This window comes from Gottfriedia sp. NPDC057948 (genome assembly GCF_042887255.1).
Classification (GTDB): Bacteria; Bacillota; Bacilli; order Bacillales; family Bacillaceae_G; genus Gottfriedia.
Map to the genome: position 1 here is coordinate 135785 of NZ_JBHVPN010000010.1, position 22428 is coordinate 158212.

Sequence of the window (22428 nt, forward strand, 5' to 3'; positions counted from 1 at the left end):
TACAAATGAGTTTTTTATTATATTACCTTTAAAAAAAAAGAAACTTTTAGATCATTTCATTCGTATAAAAATAAGTGATCCTCTTTTATAAAAATTCATATATTCGCTCATCAAATCTTTCTCGCTCAATAAACTCTGATGCTAAATTCGATAAACCTTTTACAATGCAAAAAGGAGATAGCATGCCAGTATAGAATATAAGCATTGTAAGGAGTGTGAGGTCATGATAGACGGAGACGTAATATTAACTAGTACTCAAATAAGAGAACAGTTGGAGTTGAAACCAAGCACCTTCAGAAAGTATCAGGACATCTTAGAGAACGTTGGTTATCCAATCAAGAAGAATAGTAGAGGACATCGACAATATTCAAATTATGATGTCTTGATCTTCGAAAAACTAATTGAATTAAGTAAGCATGATGGGATGACGTTAGAGAAGTCTGCGAGAATGATAATAGAGCAAACCAATAGATTAATACCTCATACAGACATGATAGTCGAAGAAAAGTCTTTAAACTTAACAGAGCACCTAATACAGATAAACAATGAACACCAGTTGCAAACAATTGAAAAACTAATGAATGAAATGGAAGAAAGACTTTCTAAAAAGATGGATCTACAACATAAAGAAGTTTTAAAGCAACGAGAAAAACAAACTAGCTTACTGATAGAAGAATGGAGAGAACAAAGAAAACAAGATCAACAACTGTTATTAGAAACGGCAGCCACTCAAGAAAAGAATTCATTACGAAAGAAAGTAAGTGAAAAAATAGAAGAATTAAAAAAATGGTATTTCGAAATATAAGCTTATATTACATACTAGCGATTTCGCGTTGCTTTTGTCGTTGGAGTGATAATAGCCATATTATATGGAATTTTACACTTAATAATTAATAGTCGAAATTTGAGGAGCACTTAAAACAAGTGTTCTTTTTTATTAAATTATTATGTAAACTTGTTTTAAATTGATCGTTCTTCAGGAATGGTAGATTTTCATTAACCCACCATTCTAGTAACCCTTATTAAGTTCAAAAAATGCAGTTGAGGTAAGGTTCCTCTTTATGAATAGATGAAATGGCTTCTAATCAAAAAATAAAAAACAGAACATACATTCTGGTATTTTGAATATACTTATGGTAAAATTAGGTAGAGTAGGGTTGTGGTAGGTGCCTTTCTTCGCTAAGAAGGGAGGTGAGAATGTGACTGGTTATGAGATTGCAAATTTAATTATTCAATGTGTTGGAATAACTGCAACTGTAATCTTAAGCATAATCGGTATTATCATTTCTATTAGCAAAAAAAAATAATCACCCTACCCCTCGAATGGTTGTGGTGATTATTTCTTCACTGGATCCGAGGAAAGCAACTTTACCAATTACTACTCGGAAGGGATGTGTTCGCAGCACATCCCTTTTTAGTATATTCTTTTTTTTTATATATGCTGCGAATTTCTTCAGAATGAGACTTCATCGGAATGATAGAATCTAAGATAGCAACTTAGAAACAGTAGCTCATCTTGTAGACAGTTGGTAAAATACCACTTTGTCTACAAGATGAAACGTTCATATTAAATGAACGTTTCTTTTTAAAATAAATTTAAGTTTCTCTCTTTAATTTTTTATAGTCATAAATTAAAACAATAGACCAAGAAATAACAATCATTAAGGACATTATAATTTTAGCATTTTGGGTATAATCTAAATTCCAGAATATTATTAAATAAATTAACCAAATAGGAATAGCTATAACTCTATATAAAAACCTTGTTTTAATAGGCATTTTTTTATAAGGCATAAAAAAAGTACTAAACCATTTTTTCATGAAATTCACCTCATTTATTGTTTAGAGACAACTCTCTTACCTGTGTACCATTGTTTTACATATAAAGCTGTTGCTCTGTCTAGAACATAAGCGTTATAAATTGATCCAATTATTAAAGCAGCCCAAACACCTATACCAGGAAATACTATGCCAAGCATAATACCTGCCCCTCCAATACCTATGCCACCTAAAGTTTTTACAAGTGCTTGACTCATCCAAATTTCCATACCCCATTTATGAAATTTGATTTTTGTAACCCCTTTTTTATCTGTCAAAGTGTCTAAAGGATCTAATCCTTGTTGTTCTAATTTATTTGATAATTGGTAATCAGTTAATTCTAAAGTAAATCCTTCTTCCGTTACATTTTCTATGTTGTTAGTGTTTATTACATCGTTCATCATACTTAAATACGAATTAACAGAACTAATAGCTTGTGAACTTAACTGATTTTGTATATTTTGTGGAATCTCTAATTTATATTGATTATTTTCAAGTAATATATACTCTTCTAAAAAGTCAGATACTAAATTAATATTTGCTAGTGTTGAATGTTCAGAGAAATTACCATATTTGTTATAAGCACTAACTTTTATTTTATAATTCAAGTCATTTTCAACATTAAAATTATTTAGTGAATATAATTCTGAAGGATCAAAAGGTAAATCCGTCCCAGTTCCATCTTTGTGTAGTTTATTAACTCCATTTAATATATCATTTTTTGTTGGCCAAATACCTTTATTACTTGTCGACCAACTTGTTTGGTTACCTATGTCGAAAGATTCATATTCTTTACCATTAAACATCCATATTATATAGCCGGTAGCACCTATTACAGGTTGCCATTCTAAGTTAATACTGCCTTTTAACTTTGTATAAGTCTCAACTGATGATACAGTCACTTTAGGAGTTGATAATGGAATTGTAGAAGATGCAGCGTATGAAATAGGTCTTTCACCATCACTATGTACTGCTGTTACACGAACATAATAACTTTTATTTTCTGAATAGTTCAACCCTCCATTAATTTCAAGAGCTCTTTTATACAGAACTGAAGGGTCGGTTAAAAAGTCAGTCCCAGAATTATCACGTTTAAAATTCACTTGACCTGCCTCGATTTGTTCTAAAGTAGGGAACATTCCCTTACCTTTAGTTGTCCAGGTTGTTTCATCTGCAGGGACATCCCAGTAACTGTGTATTGAACCATTAAATAAGATTACCTGATATTTTGTTATACCTTCAACGGGTTTCCAAGAAACATTTAAGTATCCTGTTCCATTTCCATCATCATTAGAAAATGCCTCAACTGTTGGTGCTGGCATTTGGGGATACTTATCATTTACTGCTCTACCTTGAATAATGGGAGGTGTTGGTAAACTAGTTTGCGTGTTTACTTGATTAATATTGTTTTCACTAATTGGTTTAGAAATTTCCTCAGCATGAGACTTTATTGGAATGATTGATCCTAAGATTGCTGCTGTTATTGCTGTAACAGTAGCTTGTTTAAATAATTTTTTCATGTAATATCTCCACCTTGAATTTTTATTGTATATATTATCCAATGAAAACTTTACTATATTAGTAGAGTTAAGTGTGAGTCCTTATTTGAAATACGATATTTCAAATAAGGACAATCTATTTTGTTTCATACATGATATTATTAATGTGTTATTGCAGTGCTTTTTAAATATGATTCATTAAAACTCCAAGTAAAAAGGACCTTTCCAGTAATAGTGCTGGAAGGGTCCTTTATTCATTTGGTAATAGTGTTGTTAGAGAAAAAAGACTTTGAATAAGTTGTTTTAAGCGCTTATAAAGAGTCCTATAATTTAAAAATGTGGTTACAAGATGATAACATTAAATCATATATATATGATTTCTTATATTTTTAACAGGTTCAAAAACGCTTTATTACCAGTACTTTAAGCAACATTCAGTTTGATATAATATAGTAAAAAACTACTGCAACTGTAATCTTAAGCATAATCGGTATTATCATTTCTATTAGTAAAAAAAAATAATCACCCTACCCCTCGAATGGTTGTGGTGATTATTTCTTCACTGAATCCGAGGAAAGCAACTTTACCAATTACTACTCGGAAGGGGTGTGTTCGCAGCACATCCCTTTTTAGTATATTCTTTATGACTTCATTATAGTCCTTTTAGTATAGTTTGACAATGAAGTTAAAGTTCTTTTAACTGAATGAACAGTTAATTTGCAATTTTTTCCTTTGAATTTTGCGATACTTTCTTCGGTGAATTCAGTAGCAGTATTAAAGCGATACCTAAAAATGTCATAAAAATTCCAACTACTTGGGTTGGTGTTGGTTTAAATCCTGTTATGACTGTATCTAACACAATGGCTACTGCAGGATCTAAAAATGTTAACACAGCTATCATATTAGAAGGTAAAAATCGAATATTACCAAAGAATAATGCATAAATAACGCCTGTATGAACAAATCCAATAATCAAAATAAAACTCCAGTTTTCAAAATGCAAGTTTTGAAAAGAATCAAATTTAACAAAAGGAATTAAAAGTAGAAACCCTAATGTTGTCTGAAGTAAAGTCGTAAAATATGAACTTGTTTGTGTAATCCCTTTATTCACAATCATTAATAAACCATAAAAGATTGCCGCAAGAAATGCCCAAATGACACCAGACGAAAGGAATTTATCAATTGTAAAATCAGAATTAATACCGGATAAAAGAATTGAGCCGATAAAACTACTTAGAACCCCAAGTAAAGGTACTATCGTAATTTTTTCTTTATAAATTAAACTACCTAATAAGAATAAAATTACGGGAGCTAAGTAATAAATTGAAACTGAAATTGTAACTGATAAATTTTCAAATGATTTAAATAAAAATACCCAATTCAAAACTAATAGGATCCCACTAAATAATGAAAGAGTAATATCTTTTTTATTAAATATTTCTTTTTTAGCTATTCCTGAAAAATACCAAACAGAAAATAAGAATATACTTGCAAAAACACATCTAATAAAAACTAAATCAATGGCTTTTAAGCCTGTTTTAGGAGCGACGAAACCTACTGTGCCGAAAGTAGCCATTGCAATAATGATACTAATTGTCGCCTTTTTATTTACTGCCAAATTCCCCAATATGTATCACATCCATTTCATGTGTAATTTCAATATTCTGTCAAATAAGTATAAACTAAACTTTGGTGTTATATCAATTGAATAAATCCTGTAAAAGGAAAATAGCATACTCATAGGGTATTCTTGAGTAAGAAAAATTCAAGGAGAAGTCAGAGGTTAATTTCCTTATAGGGTGTTCATGAGGAAGTAAAAAGCCAAGAAGATGAGATTAACTTCTTCATAAAGGGTTCATGAGTAAGTAAAATGTCAAAAAGATGAGATATACTACCTCATAAAGGGTTCATGAGGAAGTAAAATGGCAAAAAGACGAGATTTCTTTACTCATAAGAAATTTTCCACACCTATTAAGATTTCAAAATCCAAGTTTTCATTAAATTCTGTATAAATTAATAGGCAAAAATATAGATTTCATTTATACTATATTTTGTAGTTTAAAGAATTTTTTAGTAAAAATATGTCAAATATGTGGTAACGATTTTAAGAAGTGAGGGGAATTTAAATGAATATCGTAGTAGTAAATGGTTCACCTAGAGCAAATGGTCGAACTAGATTCTTAGCAAAACAAATCGCTGACTCTAATAATTTTACAAATTTAGATTTAGCATTTGAACAAGTTCCTCTTTATAACGGGGAAGCTGAACAAAAAGAAATAGAAGCAGTTAAAGCAATTAGAGAATTACTAGTTAAAGCTGATGGAATCGTTATTTGTACGCCAGAGTACAATAATGCGATGAGTGGAGCTTTAAAAAACCTAGTTGAACTATTAGGCTCTGAGCCATTTAAGAAAAAGCCAATCTCATTATTAGCAGTAGCTGGTGGTGGAAAAGGTGGTATAAACGCTTTAAATAGTTTGAGAACTGTAATTCGTGGTGTTTATGGAAATGCATTACCAAAACAACTAGTTTTAGATCCAGTTGATTTTGAAAATGATACAGTTGTTAAGCCTGAAGCTTTTGCAAAAGTAGCTGAAGTAATTGATGAATTAAAAGAATATGTACAAAAAGAAATTTTATATAAAGAATACATAGAATCAAATAGTGTTTCTAAGTAATAAAAATGGTCCTAATCAATTATTGGTTAGGACCATTAAAAATAGCTTAACATTTTTGTTAAGCTTAAAGTAAAAACGATTTATCATTTACATTTCTAATAGGAAAGTTTACTTTGTATCGTACAGCGATAATTCTAATTGCTGTTGTAATTAGAAAACAAATATACAAAGATTGCAGTTTAGTAAATTCACCATGTGTAAATAAAATTGTTATAGAGCCAATAATTGCTGCAATTGCATATATTTCTTTTCGGAATACAAATGGAATTTCTCTTGCGAATACATCTCGCATAATTCCACCACCAATTCCAGTAATTAAACCCATCGAAATAATTAAAAAAGAACCTTTTAAACCGTGATCAATTGCCGAATATGAACCAACTGCAGTAAAAACACCTAGACCAATTGCATCAGTAATGATTAAAGTTGATTGAAACTGCATTGTTCGTTGATAAAATAACCAAGTTATAATTGAAACGACTGTACTTACCATAAAGTATTGAGGTTTTGCGAAAGCATTTGGTACCGTTTGACCTAAAATAATATCACGAATTAACCCTCCGCCAAGCGCAGTACAAGCTGCTAAAAAAACAACACCGAATAAGTCCAATTTCTTTTGAATACCAACCAAAGTACCAGAAATGCTAGCAGCTATAATCCCTGCATAAACAAAAACCTCGATCAAAATCATCCATTCTATCCCCTTAATTCCATTTTCTATGATTCATTTTAGCAACAGGTAGGGACTATTACAATATTAAAATAACTTTGAAAACGCTTCATTTAAAAAAAAAATTTTACATAAAAAATTTACTGTATTTTACATAAAAATCACTTGAAATTTATAGATTGGAGAGGTTAAAATGCAAAACAAAATTAAACAACATAAAAATAAAATTGTTTCAAAAGAAATTCAATTAATAATGGACAAATTTAATATTGTTGGGTGTCAAGCTGCTGCAGTTTTAAAAGATAAACTGATTTGGTCTGATGCTTATGGTTATCGTAATATAGAAACAAAAGATTTAGTTACAGAATATACGATGTTTCGAATTGCTTCTATTACAAAGCTTTTTACGGCTACAGCTATCATGCAATTAGTCGAATTAAAATTAATAGATTTAAATCAAGATATTAGTCATTATTTAGGTTTTAAAGTAAGAAATCCTAAATTCCCTAATTCTTATATTACGTTGATGCAAATATTAACTCATACATCTTCACTTAACTCAGACGATGCTTCAAATAGTGTTTATGCAAAGTTCATTAAAGATGGACATTCAAATTTTTCTTTACAACTTATAGAATTATTTGATGAAAATGGGAAGTATTTTACGAAAGAAATATGGGGGGATTGGAAACCAGGAGATCAATGGATGTACTCAAATATTGGTGCGATCATATGCGGTGCAATTATAGAAAAAGTCACTAAATTACGTTTTGATCATTATATCAAACAAAATATTTTTGAACCTTTAGAAATGAAAAATGTAGCATTTTCATATTCTAATTTTAATAAAAGCCATGAACTAGCAAACATATATGAAAAAAATAAAGATACAAACGAATATAAAGTATCAATTGATGATGCTAGGCAGAGTGGGTATTCGAAAACTCATTGGGATCAATATATCATTGGCAATCATGGAGGATTATTTGAACCTCAAGGTGGACTAAGGACATCCGCAGTTGAATTAAGTAAATTTTTACGGGCACATATGTTAAATGGAAATTTAAATGGACAACAAATTCTTGGACAAAAAACGTCAAAATTAATGACATCAACCCAATGGTCTAGAGAAAAAAATAATCATTTCTTTAGTAAAATGGGTCTTGGTTTGCATATTAGCCACGACTTCTTACCGGGTTACGAAGAAATGATCGGCCATGCGGGTGAAGCATACGGATTAATCAGCAACTTATATTGGCATGAAGAAAAACAATTCGGTATAATTTTTATTTTGAACGGAAGTGAATTCGATTTATCTGAAGATTCAAGATTTGAAGTAGAAAAAGAATTAGCAGAAGTTATTTATAAACATGTTATTGAAGAACAATTATTAAAAAGATGTAAGGTAAATAATAAAAAATAGTGAATCATTCTCCATACAACAATTTTTTATTTCTGTTCAATCGTGAAGTAAAAAATTCTCTTTTTCAGACTTAAATTATTTGTCTAACTGCAGTCTCAGTTAAAAGGATCTATTTTACAATAGGTCTTTTTTTATTTGTAATAGAAAATCCCAACTAAATTTTCATCAATTTTTCATAAAACTTTTATATAATAATTTCCGATCAAAAAAAATGGAGGAAATTTTATGAACTACTCAATATTTAAATTAATAAATAGTTTTGCGGGCATTTGGCCTGCATTAGATAATGTAATGATATTTTTATCTAAAACTGCCATTTTAATCGTAATAGGGCTTTTAGCATATTTATGGATTCAAAAAGGTAGCGAACGTAAGTATACAGCTTTTTATATCGTACTAACACTTATATTAGCACTAGGTGGTAACTTTATTATTCATCAATTTTATTACCACGCGCGACCATTCGTTAATCACCATGTGACGAAGCTGATTACACATTCATCTGATTCATCTTTTGTAAGTGATCACGGGACATTAGTATTTTCTACTGCGCTTATTTTATTGTTTAGAAAAGATCGTTTAGGGTTGATTTCATTGGTTTGGGCGATATTAGTTGGTATTTCAAGAATCTTTGTTGGAGTACATTATCCTTTTGATATAATTGGTGCATTTATTTTGGCTGGTATAGTTGCAATCGTTGTTTTAAAAACATCATCATTAACGGAACCATTAATGAAAATATTATTAAAAATTTATGAAAGAATAATAAACAAGTTACCATTTAATACGAAAAAGAATTTAAGTTCCTGAGTAAGAACTTAATAGAGGAGACATTTATTGAAAATTTTATTTGCTGAAGACGATCAAAAATTAGGAAAAATGACAACCCATTTGTTAAAAACACAAACTCCATTTCAAATCGAATGGATAACTAATGGGAAGCAAGCATTGGAGTTAGCTACCCATTATGATTTTGATTTACTTATTTTGGACTGGATGTTACCTGAGATTAGTGGTTTAGAAATATGCAAAATGCTTAGAAGAGATGGATTTAAAGGACCGATCTTAATGTTAACAGCGAGAGATAGTATTAATCACCGTGTTGAAGGATTAGAAGCTGGAGCGGATGACTATTTAATTAAACCATTTGATTTTAGTGAACTGGCCGCAAGAATTAAAGTACTCAATCGAAGAAATTTTGCGCCACTTCAAGATGAAATAATCTCGATTGAAGACTTAACATATAATCGGACAAATTTTAGTTTAAGTAGAGGCAATGAACAAATAATTTTAACGCAAAGAGAATTACAACTATTTGATTTATTAGTAAAAAATAGAGGGATTGTGCTTACTAGAGAAGTTATTTTTGAAAGAGTTTGGGGAATTGAATCAGAAGTAACAAGCAATGCTGTTGAAGCGTATGTAAAAAATCTAAGAAAAAAAATTGATCCACCAAATCAGACTTATATAAAGAGTGTTAGAGGTGTTGGTTATACAATCGAAAAATGAGATCTCATTATTTCAACAAATTAGCAAGCGATTAACATTTTTCAATCTTAGAATTTTAATGATTTTCATTATTTTATTTAATATTTCAGTAGGAATTGTTTTGTCGTTTTACATTTACTTAGACCAAAAGAGCGATCTTATTACAGTATTAAAGCAAGAAATAAAAGAAGTAAAAATGAATGCTGCATCTCTAGGTCCAAATGATGACAATACGCAAAGAAAACATAAACGTAAAAATGTTTATTTTAATTATTTTTTAAATAAAAATAACGGATTTGAAATCTATGATGAAACAGCACCTGGGTATACAAAGGATATAGAAAAAGTTTTAAAACAGATTAATCCAAATCATAATAAAGTCGTTATTAAACGAATTGTTCCACATGATAAGGAAGAACTAAATTTAATGATTGCTGCAGAAAAGGTGTATGATTCATCAAATCATTATCTCGGTACAATTTATAGTGGGAAAGATTTATCATCAGTTATTTATTTAATAAAGCAGTTTATCAGTATCTCATTTTTACTCTCAATTATCTTTTGTTTTATGGCGTACTACTTCGGAAAGAAAATTACAAATCAGGCAATGGAACCAATAATTGCGTCTTATAAAGAACAGCAAGAATTTGTAGAAAATGCTTCACATGAACTAAGAACACCATTATCGGTATTACAAGCTGGTATTGATGTATTGAGTGTTGAACAAAATCGACTTTCTGATTTCGGAAAAGAAACCTTATCCGATTTAAAAAAGGAATTAAGTGATACTCGTAATTTAGTTCATCAATTACTATTTCTAGCAAGACTTGATCATAAACAAATCGCCAAAGTAAATATTGAAGAATTTAGAATCGATGAATTTTCTGAACAAATTCAAAAAGCATGGCAATATAAAGCATCAGAAAAAAAACAAAAAATACAGCTATTAACTGATAAAAAATTTATCGTTAAAACAAATCAAGAAAGTCTAAAACAATTGATTAATATCTTTGTTGATAATGCGATTAAATACTCACTTGAGGATCGTACAATTTCGTTAAATTACTACGTAAGATCAGAAAAAAAAGCAAACTATTTCTATTATGAAATAAATGATAACGGTATTGGAATTGCAAAAGAGCTACAAGATAAAATATTTAATCGGTTTTATCGAATCGAAGAGCATAGGTCAAGAGATGAAGGTAATACTGGTCTTGGCTTATCGATCGCAAAATCGATTATAGAGTCTTTAAATGGAGAAATTATTGTTAATAGCCAAATCGGTAAGGGTAGCAGTTTTAAAATTAAAATTCCGATTTCAAATTTGTTTCAAATTAAGACAAACATATAGAGAAAATTTTGGGGGAGTTAGAGTTATATGGAGATTATTAAAAATTTAATTGATCTCATATTGCATTTAGATCAACATTTATTAACTTTTGTGCATAACTATGGGGCAATAACTTATTTCATCTTATTTTTCATTATTTTATTGGAAACAGGACTTGTTGTGACACCATTTTTACCAGGAGATTCATTAATTTTTACAGCAGGTGCACTTGCTTCCTTACATTTATTAAACTTTTTTGGATTATTAATCCTGTTCATAGTCGCAGCTAGTTTAGGTGATTCTTTAAATTATTTTATAGGTAAGAAATTCGGAAGTAAATTAAGTAAAAGTAAAAAAATAAATACAAAATACATTCATGAAACTGAATACTTTTACAAACAAAAAGGTCCTAAATTTATTGTATTAGCAAGGTTTATTCCGATTGTAAGAACTTTTGCTCCATTTGTAGCAGGGATCGGTGAAATGAATTATTCAAAATTTATTTCATATAACATTTTCGGAGCGACACTTTGGGTTGGACTAATGGTGTCGATTGGTTACTTTTTTGGTAATATTCCTTTTGTTAAAAATCATTTTGGACTATTAACGATTGGAATCATTTTCGTTTCAATCATTCCAATAATAATCGATGTAATTAGAAAAATTATTAAGAAAAAATAAATTGAAACAAAATTAATCAATTTTAGTAAAACAAAATACAATTTTCATTAAATTTTCACTTTTATTTTGTACATTTGTTGTATATAAAGGGAGGCGAATATGGATCATGTATTTTTTAATATCTTTTCAAAATTTGAAAGGAATAGGTCAAAATGATTAGTAATTGGATAAAAAATAAATCTGAGAGAAAATTAATTTATATAGCATTAGCAATTTCGATCATTATTTTCATCATTGCTGGGTGGAAAGTTTCGCATCGAACTGAATTATTAACGAATATGGGACCACAGATACAAAATGGAATACAACATGGTTTTCCTAAAATAAATCCATTAAAAATGTATGCGAAAGAAAAAGGTTCTCTTGGAAGAATAGGTGTATTTGCGGCATTTATTCTCTTTCCACTATACTTTTTAATTCGATTTAAAAAATTAAATGACAAAAAGCAATTTAAGAAATACTTAGCTAAATTATTGAAATGGTGCAAGTTAGTACATGTCCCAATCTCGTTAATTACTTTTGCTTTAATTACAGTACACTCTGTGATTATGACTTTTTTTGAATGGAAAACAGATGCAGTTTATATTTCAGGCGTTATAACTTATTTGCTCTTAGTTCCATTAGGAATATTCGGTTTTTTAAGATATAAACGCAAAGATAAAAACTGGCATTACTATCTTTCATTTGCAGTTGTAATCTCAATGTTAATTCATACATTCGTTTAATTAATTTGTCTATTCAAAAGAGGTTGATTAGTATGGTATTGCAGCCTAAAATACTTGTCGTTACATCGAGTTTTGGAAATGGGCATAAAGAAGTATCAAAAGCGCTAAAAAGTGAGTTTGAACATATTAACTTTAACGATGTAACAATTATTGATATATACGAAGAAGCATATCCAACAATAAATGTATTTGCAAAAAATATTCATTTGCAATTATTCCAACATGCCCAAACAATTTATAAATGGTTCTTCTATGGGACTGAGAAATTATTCAGTACAGTCATTTTTGACAGACTTTTAGAACTATGCGGAAAGAATATAAAAAGTATTCTTCAAAAAGAGAAGCCTGATATTATCATTACTACATTTCCAGTAGGGTCTGTAGCAAAATGGAAGAAATATTCATCACATCCTTGCAAATTATATACAGTTGTTACCGACTATTATATTCACCGTTCATGGATTCATAATGAAATCGATCGCTACTATATAGCGACGGAAGGATTAATACATCAAATGGTCAATTTAGGCGTTTCTTTATCGAAAATATTTGTATCTGGCATACCTCTTCGCCAAGAATTTAAAGAAATAGATTTTTTAAATGAAGGTACAAGTAAATCGAAATCAAACGACCAAATCTTAATAGTTGCTGGAGCAGTTGGATTATTAAAGGACGTAGAAAAAATGGCCAAGCAGTTACTTGCTGAAACAAAACTTAATGTAGCAGTTGTCTGTGGTTATAATCGCATACTTTATAATAAATTATGTAAGTTAAATGAAGAATACAAAGACCGCCTACAAGTATTTGGCTACGTAAATAATATACGTAATTTGTATAAAAAATCTGATCTCTTAATTACGAAGCCTGGTGGTATTACATTATCAGAATGTATTGCATGTAATTTACCGACAATCCTATATAAACCAACACCAGGTCAAGAAAAAGAGAATTCCCGAATTTTTGAAAATGCTGGTGCTTCAGTAACAGTAAAGTCGTTAAATGAATTAACTTTTTATATTAATCGAATTCTTTTCAAATCAAATCATTTAGAACAAATGAAATCATCTTTAACCGCATTAAATAAAGGATTTAGTTCACAATTAATTGTCAATGATATTTTTAGTTCCATTTCTTAAGAGTGTTATGACTAATTGAATACGTAAAAAACACCACAAGGTAAAGAGTTTCCTTGTGGTGTTTAGTTTTAATTTAGCTAATGATCAATCCTAACAAATTGATATTGGTTTTGTAAACAATGTTCAATAAATCCCTCTAACGCTTTTATTGTATGAATAGGAGCATCCTCGTCTGCACCAAATGTATCTCCATTATCATGTAATAAAATAATTGCTCCTGGTTTCGTTTGATTTAACAAAAGACTATAAATCCCTTCACTTCCTTTTTTACTACTCCAATCATTTGCCATTACAGACCATAAAATAATTTTAAGTTTTTTCTGAAATAGGAGTGGAAGTGAAGCTAACCCCCAAGGTGGTCGATAATAAAGTGGGTCATCGTTCGTTATTTTCTTAATAATACTTGCAGTCTTTTCTATTTGATTTTTTAATTGTTTTGGACTGAGAAACCAATTACATTTATGTTTATAATTGTGTATTCCGATTAAGTGACCATCTTCATGTATTCTTTTAATGATCGTAGGATACTTTTCTGCCGCTGAACCTAATACAAAAAAAGTTGCTTTAATCGAATGACTTTGGAGTAAATCTAAAAGTAAATTCGTATAAACTGGATGTGGACCATCATCAAAAGTTAAAGCAATTCGTTTTTGACCTTTAGAAGAAACTCGATGGATTGAAAAAATTTTAAATAAACGTGTTAGTAAACTCGGAATTGGACCATAAAGAATAAAAAATAATAATAGTACCCCCCCGATAATGATGAAAATTCTAAGCATAAATTCTCCTTAACTACCTTTAAATAATAATAATCATATAACATTATTATAGTCCAATTTATATTTTGTTGGTAATTAAATGCAGATATTATTATGATAAAATAAAATTGTGCTCTCGAATAGTGAGTAGGTGGTAAAATGAGAATGATTAAAGTTTAGCACTAAATTTATAGATGTAAATAAGAAGGCATCAATTGAAATAGAAAAATCAGTCTCGGAAATTTTAACGAATATTAATTTTCTAAAAAAATGAATTTCTCTTTAGTAAAAAGGGATTAAACCAATTACATAGAATTAATACAATATACGTTTCAAATTTTCCATTTTTAACTAATGAAGTTTAAAAATGGCATTGAAATACATACACAAAATTGGAAAATAGATTTGTGTAAAGAATAAAAATTTTGAGGTGAACATTATGATCGTAGTTACAACTGAAAACATTGAAGGGTATAAACTAGTTGAAGTAAAGGGTCCTGTATTTGGAGTTATTGTACGTAGTAGAGGACTTGGTGGCGATATTTTAGCTGGTCTAAAAAGTCTTGTTGGTGGAGAAATCAAACAATACACTGCAATGCTTGAGGATGCGAGAAAAGAAGCAATGGATCGAATGACTAAAAATGCTAGTGAAATGGATGCAAATGCAATTATCATGATGCGCTTTGATTCAGGTGAAATAGGGCAAAACATGAGTGAAATTGTCGCTTATGGAACGGCTGTAGTAGTCGAGAAAATATAATGAAAAAACCTTGTCATTTCAAGGTTTTTTTATTTCACTTTTTATAGAATTAAATATAAATAAAAAAAGTGCGGACAAGTTTACAAGTAAACCGTACGAAAAATCCCCATTAAGAAACGCTTTTCGTATCTAGTAAAAAATATTATCTCATAAAAGAGTATTCGCACTAAATTGCAAAAATAAAATTGTTTATCTAGCTTCAAGGATTAAACTATATTTTCTTTTTTTATAATTTAATGACCTATGATTCTTCCGAATTTCAGATCACCTTTATTAATTAATGGGAGGAAACCATAAAAAAATCGCTCAACAGAGCATTTTTGGTAAAAATTTGTAATTATTATCTGAGCTTCTATTTATCACCGCAAAGGAATATCAAATATTAAAATTGAAAGATGTGACAAATTATTGGAGGTAGCGGGTGATGGGAAAAGGAAAGGTCTTAAAGAGAATGATTTTCTGGCACGCTATATACGTCATATTAGCTTTAATTGGATTCTATCCATCAATGGCGACTGCATTCTATTCCGATAGCGCCACTATAACGATGCCTATTTATTTCGCATACTATTCTTATCCTTGCTTTATTCTAACATTTGTAACCTTTGCAGTACTATCATGGATATGCTTTGGACTTGGTAAATATAAGATTATCAGTTGGTTAAATATGATCCCTGTCTTTTGGATTTTCTGGGGGATCTTCTGGGTTATTTTTTTAGAATTAAACAACAAATAAAAAAGGGGGAATCAGAATGAAAAAAGCTATTTTGATTGTTTGTCTGTATCTTCCCCTTTTATTATTATTAGAGCCTTATACAGGGGGAGTTTTTGATCTGCACTTTAATAAGAAGAAGGCAGCAAATATAGCAAGCACTGATAAAATCATCCGCTCACAGGAGATTGGGGATGGTCGGGAGGTCATATTGTATAAGTTTAAATTAAAATATAGACCTGAAGAAGGAGGAGAGAATGAAGGGTTTGGTGTTGCTTTAATCAAAAAGAAACTTGGCTTTCTGTATCAGTTTGATAGTGACAGCTCTTCTTTTGTGATTGAAAAGGATAACCCTTTCGTATACAGCGGTTACGTAGATAGTAAAGAACAATATATATTTGCCATCAAGACCGCTAAATCTTCTCAAATTCAATATATCGCTATTACCGATCAATCGAAACATAATCAGTTCTCGCTGAGTGAAGCTAGAGCTAATCATGATGACTATAAAGTGATGGAAGTAAAAGATCATTATGCATTACTGGTATTTAAGTCATTCTTAAACGAACCAGAGCTAGTCGTACGAGGATTCGATAGTAAAGGAAATTTGGTAGCAGAGCAAAGAGGAGATGGTATTGCTAAATACGTAAATAAACCAAATAAATCTAAAAACAAAATTGTGATAGAGAATAATCGAATCACGACAAATGGTTTCGATCAAATTTTTGCATATATTAATGGAAACAGAATTTTTTGGGAGGGTGAGCAAAAAGGAAATTTTGATATCTACATGTACGATTTAAATACTAAACTTAAGACTCGTATTATATCTGGAGGATCTGATTATGCGGCTCTCTCAATATCTGGAAATAGAATCGTCTGGCAAGATAATAGGAACGGAAATTATGATATCTATATGTATGATATAGCTTCAAAGAAAGAGCGTCAGATCACTACAGACAAAAACGATCAAATGTTTCCAGATATTGATGGGAACCAAATAGTTTATGAGGATAGCCGGAACGGCAACGAAGACATCTATATGTATGATTTAAACACTAATAAAGAGAAGCAAATTACGGTGAAATCGAATGATGAAACGTCTCCTTATATTTCAGGAAACCGAATTGTCTGGGAAGATGAAGGAAACGTATATGCAGGAGAAATTAACACAAAAATCTACATGTATGACATCGCAACAAAGTCCATTTCTCATATTTCAATGAACGATTCAGCACAATATGGTCCAATCATCAATGGAAACCGAATAGTCTGGGTGGATAGTTTAGGTGGCCCCAACACTATTTATATGTACGATTTAAGTACAAAAAAAGAAAGTAAAATCACACAAAATGACAATATAATACACTCCTTATATAGAATTGATAATAACCATATTATCTGGGAGGATAATCGTACAGGGAAATATAATATTTACATTTATGACTTAAACACTAAGAAAGAGACTGAAATCCCAATTAGAGGGTTGGATGAATTTAACTTTTCCATATCTGCAAATACTATAGTTTTTTCGAAAGATTGGAAAGATAATAAGGATATCTATCTGTATAATTTGAACATTCAGTAGTGGGGAGTAATATATTGTCCGGCATCTTTTGGATGCCGGACATATTTCTTTGCAAAAAAATACTTGTACATCCAGAGGTCACTAATGTCTCATTGGATAAAGCTATCTCAGTAAAAGAAAGTCGTATTCAATGTAGACGAAAGAGCAAAGGATCTTGTTAAACGAGTGTTTTTCTTCAATAAAGAATTAGCAATTATTTACAACTAACGCATTGCTTTAGAAGATCATTAAGAACTGTTTTACATTCTTTCGTTGTGTTGACAGTAGGTATTGTTGGAAGAAGGTCTATTTGATATTTATATTTAATATTTATTATCAAACTTTTCTTTTTGATATGAGGTGGAGTAATGAGGATAAGAAATGTGACTTTAGTAGATGATGCAAGTGGAATTTCGGAAATACCTGCTCCAATTGTTATCGATTGGATCAGTCTCATTTTTTGGGTATTAATGTTTTCTGGATTGGTTCTATGTGCATGGGGTCTTTGGAAAAAGTCTTGGAAATCATTACTAATAAGTGGAATTGTATTATTACTTCCAACTCTGTATTTTTTTATTGCATCAGAGAATTGTTTTAGATTACTTGTGCTAGTACCTCTGATTCCTTTCGTACTTACTTATTTCACAAAAAAAGAAAAATGAGAGCAAACCCAGAACTGTGAATGGTTCGTCAGGTGAAATAGCTTTAAATGTAATTATTTGGGACCCGTCCAGCCACGGCAATTTTAAATTGTACAGAAATACTAGATTCTTTGTGAAATAAATAAGATTAAAACCTAGAATCATCAGACTAAATGGACATAAAATCATAAATTAGATTACCTGTTTTTCAAATGTTTAATTGACATAGTAGGGTCGCTGGTTTAAGTCCTGCTGGGATCATACTAATGAGAAGGCTCAAGCCAAAGTGTATCAAGGGTTTGAGCTTTTTATTTTTTGCTGAATTTACTTTATTTCTATAAACTCATAGAATTAGTTTAAAATTAGAAAAAACAAAAATGAGTAAATAATTAAACTATCGAATGCTAGATAAATAGAATTTTTTATTTGAAGAGAGGCAATTTGAGGGAAAATATATAAGGTTCGCTTATACTGTGGATATTAAACTAAAGAACTGAGAGTTTCAGTCTCTTAGTTTGCTTCGTCTTGAATGGTACCATATTCACTTTTTTTAGACGGTATACCAGTCTGTCCTGTTTTTGATAATGACGTTTTGGTTGATTTTGTAAACGTCGATTTCCTCTTTTTGATAAACCACTTCATAAACTGTTTGTTTGTTTTTTGGAAACGGCATTTTCACTGTATTTTGAGGTCTTTTTGTCACTACCTTGATAAATCGCTTGCTCACCATTTTTTCTTTTCTGTTAATGATGACGGTTTCTGTTTTCAAACAAGCTGTTAACGTCAGCGTCATCATAAGAACACAAAAAAAGATCGTGATTTTCTTCACCTGTTCAGCTCGCTTAAAAGTTACACCAAATATCTGAAAACGCATGAAAAATATTTCGTTCTTTCTCAACCCTTTGATTCAAATTTATGTGGGATCTCTACGCTTGATGATAGGAGAAGAAAGGAAACTCACAAGCCAAAAAAAGAATGGAAATCAACATGAATGGATGAAGGAAAACAAATCTTTTTTATGAACTCTTTAGCGTCCCTGTTAACTGGACACGTTTATGTTTTATAATCTTTATGTAACATACGAGCATCTCAAGTTTTGCCAATTACAAACTAAACATGCAGAAGTCGTGATGCATGTTGAACTAAAGATGTATAATTAAAAAATTAAAATAAACATTTGCAGTTCGAGCTTGATTTCGTTAAAAAAATACTTTTGAGACTTCGGGGTCTTTTTTCTGTTAAACCGTTGTCAATCTAGTGTTTTCTATTTAATCTTTTTAGCAAAATTAAATTAATTCAGTTTTGACTGGAATCTTTAGTACAAAGAAATGATCTAACTTGCTCTGCGCTTATTCCTATTTCGATGCATTCTAATAACAAATCTATCCAGTTTAAATCCGTTAAGATTTTTTCTTGTTCTGATTGCATAGCAAAGCCCCCTTAAATAATGAATGTATTAAATAGTGTATTAAATCGTTAATACCAATGTTTCCTCCGTCTATCTTCCTTAACTAGTATGTTATTATTTTTGATTACATCTGGATCCTTCGACTTCTCTGTCATTTTACTTTTGTTCTTTTTATTGAAAATTTTCTTTCTAATATTACGTAATTTTGTAATAATTGTAATGTTAATTCCTTCTTTTCATAATACTGTTACGGAAATACATTGTATATTGGGGGAATATTGATAAAATTAGTTTTTTTTATTCGGCATTTATCGATAAAATTGATTATCGAAGACGTTATATAGACAAAAATAGAAGCGATTTTAGATTTTTTACTAAAAAAAGTACTAATTTTTTGCCATTTATTATATTTTTTTCCATAAAAACATTCTAATAAAATTGGGCGAATTATAAGAATTTCTAATGTTTTTTTTTACTAATTTCCAAAATTTACATATTATTCTAAGGCGTTACAGTGAAATTTATTTATTAAGAATTGATCGCCACAAAAGATAAAAATAAAATAAGTTGATGCTCGCTCATTATTTTGCATATGACGGCTATGCTCTTGGTGATAATTTGAAAAAATACGAGATTGAACCATTTTAAATCAGTTAATTTGTACACGCCAACTAACCAAACGTTTAGTAACAGGTCAATCAAGTTACTCTATTAAACCACTTTCGTAGAAGTAATGCTTTATGTGTTTAAAATGGATTAACTACATAGGAGATTTATGAAATGGAAATATTCTTACGATCTCAAGTTGTATCAATACTAAGTAATCCAACAAATCAACAATTAAATTTACTGATTTGAAAAATTCGGAAACGTTTACAAATTGTCCAATCAAATTACGATATAATTCTTCTGTATTTGGAGACAACAGTAATTACTTAATACAGAAAAAATTATAAAAATATTACCAGTCTGAAATAAATATTGAATGTTCGGAAACTTATTTTGTAAGGTCTTATTATTAAAATTACGGATATATTTCTACTAAGCAGGTAAACAATTTTTTTATTGGGAAACTTTCGTTAAAGTGTGTAGTAGTAGATGAGCCAAGTACGTTATACGGAAAATATGCTGATGAAAGTAGTCTGGTACTACTATAAAGAGAACTTAACTCAAAATGAATATTTATGGTTGGCCTAGTTTGGGGAAGAGCCGTTTCCAGAACGATTGAATACTTGAAAATCGAATTCTTTAGTCATATTTCAGTTGTAATCTTAACTGGGGTAGTTCTTTACTATCTCCATAATCGTCGTCAAAAAAAGGGCGGTTTGAAAAAGTTTCAGGATATACATGTAATTCCTGCTCCATTATTGGCTTCAACTGAAGAAATGACAGGAAAATTTTTATCTGAACTTTCAATAAAAGACATTCCCGAGGTGGCTAAATCCACAATATAAATCATTGTTGGTATTGGCGGTATTTATCTTGATGCCACGATAATTCAGGAAGAAAAAATGACCATGTACGAACTGACATTTATTAAACATCCGAATGCAGCCAGCGATATTTTAGGTCAATTTTACGATCAAAATGGTAAAATTATTGATTTGCCACACCAAAAAAGGCTAATCGGAACGGACTTGAAGAGTCTAAGAGTCTTAAATGTTATAGCCGTGGCTAGCGTAGAGAAAAAAATTGAGGCCATCTACAGAGCTTTAAAAGGAAAGTATATTACGGTGTTGATTACAGATGAAGCTACAGCTATTTCATTATTCAATATGGAGGTGAAATAAATTAATGGCGTACATTCTGGCATTGGATGCTGGTACTGGTAGTATTCGCGCTGTTTTGTTTGATCAATTAGGAAATCAAGTTGGGTTTTCACAAATAGAATGGAACCATTTATCAAATGATAAGTATCCAGGATCTATGGATTTTGATTGGGAAACAAACTGGACGTTAGTCGTACAGTGTTTAAAGTCTGTTATAGAAGAAACAGGAGTTGACGCAAAAAATATAAAAGCGATAAGTGCCACGAGTATGAGGGAAGGAATTGTCCTTTATGATAAAACGGGTAAGGAGATTTGGGCTTGTGCAAATGTAGATGCTCGAGCTTCGAATGAGGTCAAAGCATTAAAGGAATTAGATCCTGAATTAGAATACAAGATTTATAGGTTATCAGGTCAAATGTTTGCATTAGGGGCACTGCCTAGGCTTTTGTGGATAAAAAATCATTTACCAGGGATTTATGAAAAAGCTACTAACATGACTATGATTAATGATTGGATTCTTTATAAATTGTCAGGGAAACTTCAAGTGGATCCTTCAAATGGGTGTACTACAGGGATATTTGATATTGAGAAAAGGAATTGGGAAAGTGATGTAGTAAAAATGTGCGGACTAAAAAATAATTTATTTCCGCCGGTAAATGAAGCTGGTACCGTTATCGGTTACGTGACGGATGGAGTAGCAGCGTATACAGGCTTGAATTCAGGAACTCCGGTTATTTGTGGAGGCGGAGATGCTCAAATGGCTTCTGTTGGTGTCGGTGCAGTAAAAGCTGGGCAAGCCGTTGTATCAGGTGGATCATTTTGGCAACAGGAAGTCAATGTTAGACAGCCTTTAGTTGACAAAAGTGGCCGTATACGGGTTAACTGCCATGCAGTGCCTGAATTATGGCAGCTAGAAACCATTGCTTTTTTCCCCGGGCTTGTAATGAGATGGTTTCGTGATGCATTTTGTGATTTGGAAAAAACAGAAGCAAAACTGACCGGTCGAGACCCGTATGAAATTTTAGAAGAAAAGTCAAAAAATGTTCCAATCGGTGCAAATGGGATTATTCCTATCTTTTCAGATACGATGAACTATAGCGCTTGGCGCCATGCATCTCCATCGTTTATTAATCTCACTCTAGATCCTCTAAAGACTGGTAAAAAAGAAATGTTTAAATCGATTCAAGAAAATGCTGCGCTTATCACACTAGGAAACTTAAAGATTATAGAGGAAGAAACTGGTTATTATCCAAGTGAAGTTATTTTTACAGGTGGTGCTTCGAAAGGAAAGCTTTGGAGTCAAACACTTGCAGATGTTCTTGGGGTACCAGTGAAAGTACCTGTAGTTAAAGAAGCAGCAGCATT

The 22428-nt window shown here is 30.7% G+C and carries 23 protein-coding genes; 16 read left to right on the forward strand and 7 right to left on the reverse strand.

Annotation, left to right across the window (positions count from 1 at the left end):
- Positions 1 to 223 precede the first annotated feature (223 nt).
- Complete coding sequence (locus ACFVRR_RS15825; protein WP_387330359.1) at positions 224 to 805, forward strand: MerR family transcriptional regulator; 582 nt, start codon at positions 224 to 226, stop codon at positions 803 to 805.
- A gap of 791 nt (positions 806 to 1596) precedes the next feature.
- Here ACFVRR_RS15825 and ACFVRR_RS15830 read toward each other — a convergent pair.
- From ACFVRR_RS15830 to ACFVRR_RS15840, 3 genes are all read right to left on the reverse strand, one after another.
- Entirely contained in the window at positions 1597 to 1821 is a 225-nt protein-coding gene (locus tag ACFVRR_RS15830; protein ID WP_387330362.1) for a hypothetical protein, read from the reverse strand.
- Between the two features lie 14 nt (positions 1822 to 1835).
- On the reverse strand, positions 1836 to 3338 hold the full coding sequence (locus ACFVRR_RS15835; RefSeq protein ID WP_387330364.1) for a fibronectin type III domain-containing protein: 1503 nt from the start codon (positions 3336 to 3338) through the stop codon (positions 1836 to 1838).
- Between the two features lie 691 nt (positions 3339 to 4029).
- On the reverse strand, positions 4030 to 4944 hold the full coding sequence (locus ACFVRR_RS15840) for a DMT family transporter (protein ID WP_387330365.1): 915 nt from the start codon (positions 4942 to 4944) through the stop codon (positions 4030 to 4032).
- A 499-nt stretch (positions 4945 to 5443) separates the two neighbouring features.
- On the opposite strand from ACFVRR_RS15840, the gene ACFVRR_RS15845 reads away from it, so the two are divergent.
- Positions 5444 to 5995: an NADPH-dependent FMN reductase gene (locus ACFVRR_RS15845; protein ID WP_387330368.1), complete on the forward strand. Its 552-nt coding sequence runs from the start codon at positions 5444 to 5446 to the stop codon at positions 5993 to 5995.
- 64 nt (positions 5996 to 6059) lie between these two features.
- On the opposite strand, the gene ACFVRR_RS15850 is transcribed toward ACFVRR_RS15845, so the two are convergent.
- Positions 6060 to 6686 (reverse strand): trimeric intracellular cation channel family protein, encoded by a 627-nt coding sequence (locus tag ACFVRR_RS15850; protein ID WP_387330370.1) that lies wholly within the window; start codon positions 6684 to 6686, stop codon positions 6060 to 6062.
- 172 nt (positions 6687 to 6858) lie between these two features.
- Between ACFVRR_RS15850 and ACFVRR_RS15855 the strand changes: the two genes are divergently transcribed.
- From ACFVRR_RS15855 to ACFVRR_RS15885, 7 genes are all read left to right on the forward strand, one after another.
- The gene (locus ACFVRR_RS15855; protein ID WP_387330373.1) at positions 6859 to 8088 is read left to right on the forward strand and encodes a serine hydrolase domain-containing protein; all 1230 of its coding nucleotides are present in this window, start codon (positions 6859 to 6861) and stop codon (positions 8086 to 8088) included.
- Positions 8089 to 8313: 225 nt separating this feature from the next.
- Positions 8314 to 8898 carry an undecaprenyl-diphosphatase gene (locus ACFVRR_RS15860; RefSeq protein WP_387330375.1) on the forward strand — a complete coding sequence of 195 codons (585 nt, stop codon included), beginning with the start codon at positions 8314 to 8316 and terminating at the stop codon, positions 8896 to 8898.
- A 27-nt stretch (positions 8899 to 8925) separates the two neighbouring features.
- The gene (locus tag ACFVRR_RS15865) at positions 8926 to 9597 is read left to right on the forward strand and encodes a response regulator transcription factor (protein WP_387330378.1); all 672 of its coding nucleotides are present in this window, start codon (positions 8926 to 8928) and stop codon (positions 9595 to 9597) included.
- A 100-nt stretch (positions 9598 to 9697) separates the two neighbouring features.
- Positions 9698 to 10927, forward strand: coding sequence for a sensor histidine kinase (locus ACFVRR_RS15870; protein ID WP_387330381.1), 1230 nt, complete (start codon positions 9698 to 9700; stop codon positions 10925 to 10927).
- 27 nt (positions 10928 to 10954) lie between these two features.
- A complete protein-coding gene (locus tag ACFVRR_RS15875; protein WP_387330384.1) occupies positions 10955 to 11587 on the forward strand; it encodes a VTT domain-containing protein in 633 nt (210 codons plus the stop codon).
- A gap of 152 nt (positions 11588 to 11739) precedes the next feature.
- Complete coding sequence (locus ACFVRR_RS15880) at positions 11740 to 12312, forward strand: hypothetical protein (protein ID WP_387330386.1); 573 nt, start codon at positions 11740 to 11742, stop codon at positions 12310 to 12312.
- A 32-nt stretch (positions 12313 to 12344) separates the two neighbouring features.
- On the forward strand, positions 12345 to 13448 hold the full coding sequence (locus tag ACFVRR_RS15885) for an MGDG synthase family glycosyltransferase (protein WP_097977455.1): 1104 nt from the start codon (positions 12345 to 12347) through the stop codon (positions 13446 to 13448).
- A 77-nt stretch (positions 13449 to 13525) separates the two neighbouring features.
- Here the strand turns inward: ACFVRR_RS15885 and ACFVRR_RS15890 are convergent, their stop codons facing one another.
- Entirely contained in the window at positions 13526 to 14227 is a 702-nt protein-coding gene (locus ACFVRR_RS15890) for a polysaccharide deacetylase family protein (RefSeq protein WP_387330389.1), read from the reverse strand.
- A 418-nt stretch (positions 14228 to 14645) separates the two neighbouring features.
- Between ACFVRR_RS15890 and ACFVRR_RS15895 the strand changes: the two genes are divergently transcribed.
- The 4 genes from ACFVRR_RS15895 (at position 14646) to ACFVRR_RS15910 (ending at position 17907) form a co-directional block, all read left to right on the forward strand.
- Positions 14646 to 14966: a YbjQ family protein gene (locus ACFVRR_RS15895; RefSeq protein ID WP_088011817.1), complete on the forward strand. Its 321-nt coding sequence runs from the start codon at positions 14646 to 14648 to the stop codon at positions 14964 to 14966.
- A 424-nt stretch (positions 14967 to 15390) separates the two neighbouring features.
- Complete coding sequence (locus ACFVRR_RS15900; RefSeq protein ID WP_387330392.1) at positions 15391 to 15702, forward strand: hypothetical protein; 312 nt, start codon at positions 15391 to 15393, stop codon at positions 15700 to 15702.
- Positions 15703 to 15718: 16 nt separating this feature from the next.
- Positions 15719 to 17266: a hypothetical protein gene (locus ACFVRR_RS15905; protein ID WP_387330395.1), complete on the forward strand. Its 1548-nt coding sequence runs from the start codon at positions 15719 to 15721 to the stop codon at positions 17264 to 17266.
- Between the two features lie 347 nt (positions 17267 to 17613).
- The gene (locus tag ACFVRR_RS15910; protein ID WP_387330398.1) at positions 17614 to 17907 is read left to right on the forward strand and encodes a hypothetical protein; all 294 of its coding nucleotides are present in this window, start codon (positions 17614 to 17616) and stop codon (positions 17905 to 17907) included.
- A gap of 529 nt (positions 17908 to 18436) precedes the next feature.
- Here the strand turns inward: ACFVRR_RS15910 and ACFVRR_RS15915 are convergent.
- On the reverse strand, positions 18437 to 18760 hold the full coding sequence (locus ACFVRR_RS15915; protein WP_387330401.1) for a hypothetical protein: 324 nt from the start codon (positions 18758 to 18760) through the stop codon (positions 18437 to 18439).
- 422 nt (positions 18761 to 19182) lie between these two features.
- Positions 19183 to 19314 carry an anti-repressor SinI family protein gene (locus ACFVRR_RS15920; RefSeq protein ID WP_387330404.1) on the reverse strand — a complete coding sequence of 44 codons (132 nt, stop codon included), beginning with the start codon at positions 19312 to 19314 and terminating at the stop codon, positions 19183 to 19185.
- A 1164-nt stretch (positions 19315 to 20478) separates the two neighbouring features.
- On the opposite strand from ACFVRR_RS15920, the gene ACFVRR_RS15925 reads away from it, so the two are divergent.
- The 3 genes from ACFVRR_RS15925 to lsrK form a co-directional block, all read left to right on the forward strand.
- Positions 20479 to 20748 (forward strand): hypothetical protein, encoded by a 270-nt coding sequence (locus tag ACFVRR_RS15925; RefSeq protein ID WP_387330407.1) that lies wholly within the window; start codon positions 20479 to 20481, stop codon positions 20746 to 20748.
- Between the two features lie 12 nt (positions 20749 to 20760).
- A complete protein-coding gene (locus tag ACFVRR_RS15930; protein WP_387330425.1) occupies positions 20761 to 21084 on the forward strand; it encodes a sugar-binding domain-containing protein in 324 nt (107 codons plus the stop codon).
- Positions 21085 to 21088: 4 nt separating this feature from the next.
- On the forward strand, positions 21089 to 22428 hold a 1340-nt coding region (lsrK, locus tag ACFVRR_RS15935), incomplete at its 3' end, for an autoinducer-2 kinase (protein WP_387330410.1).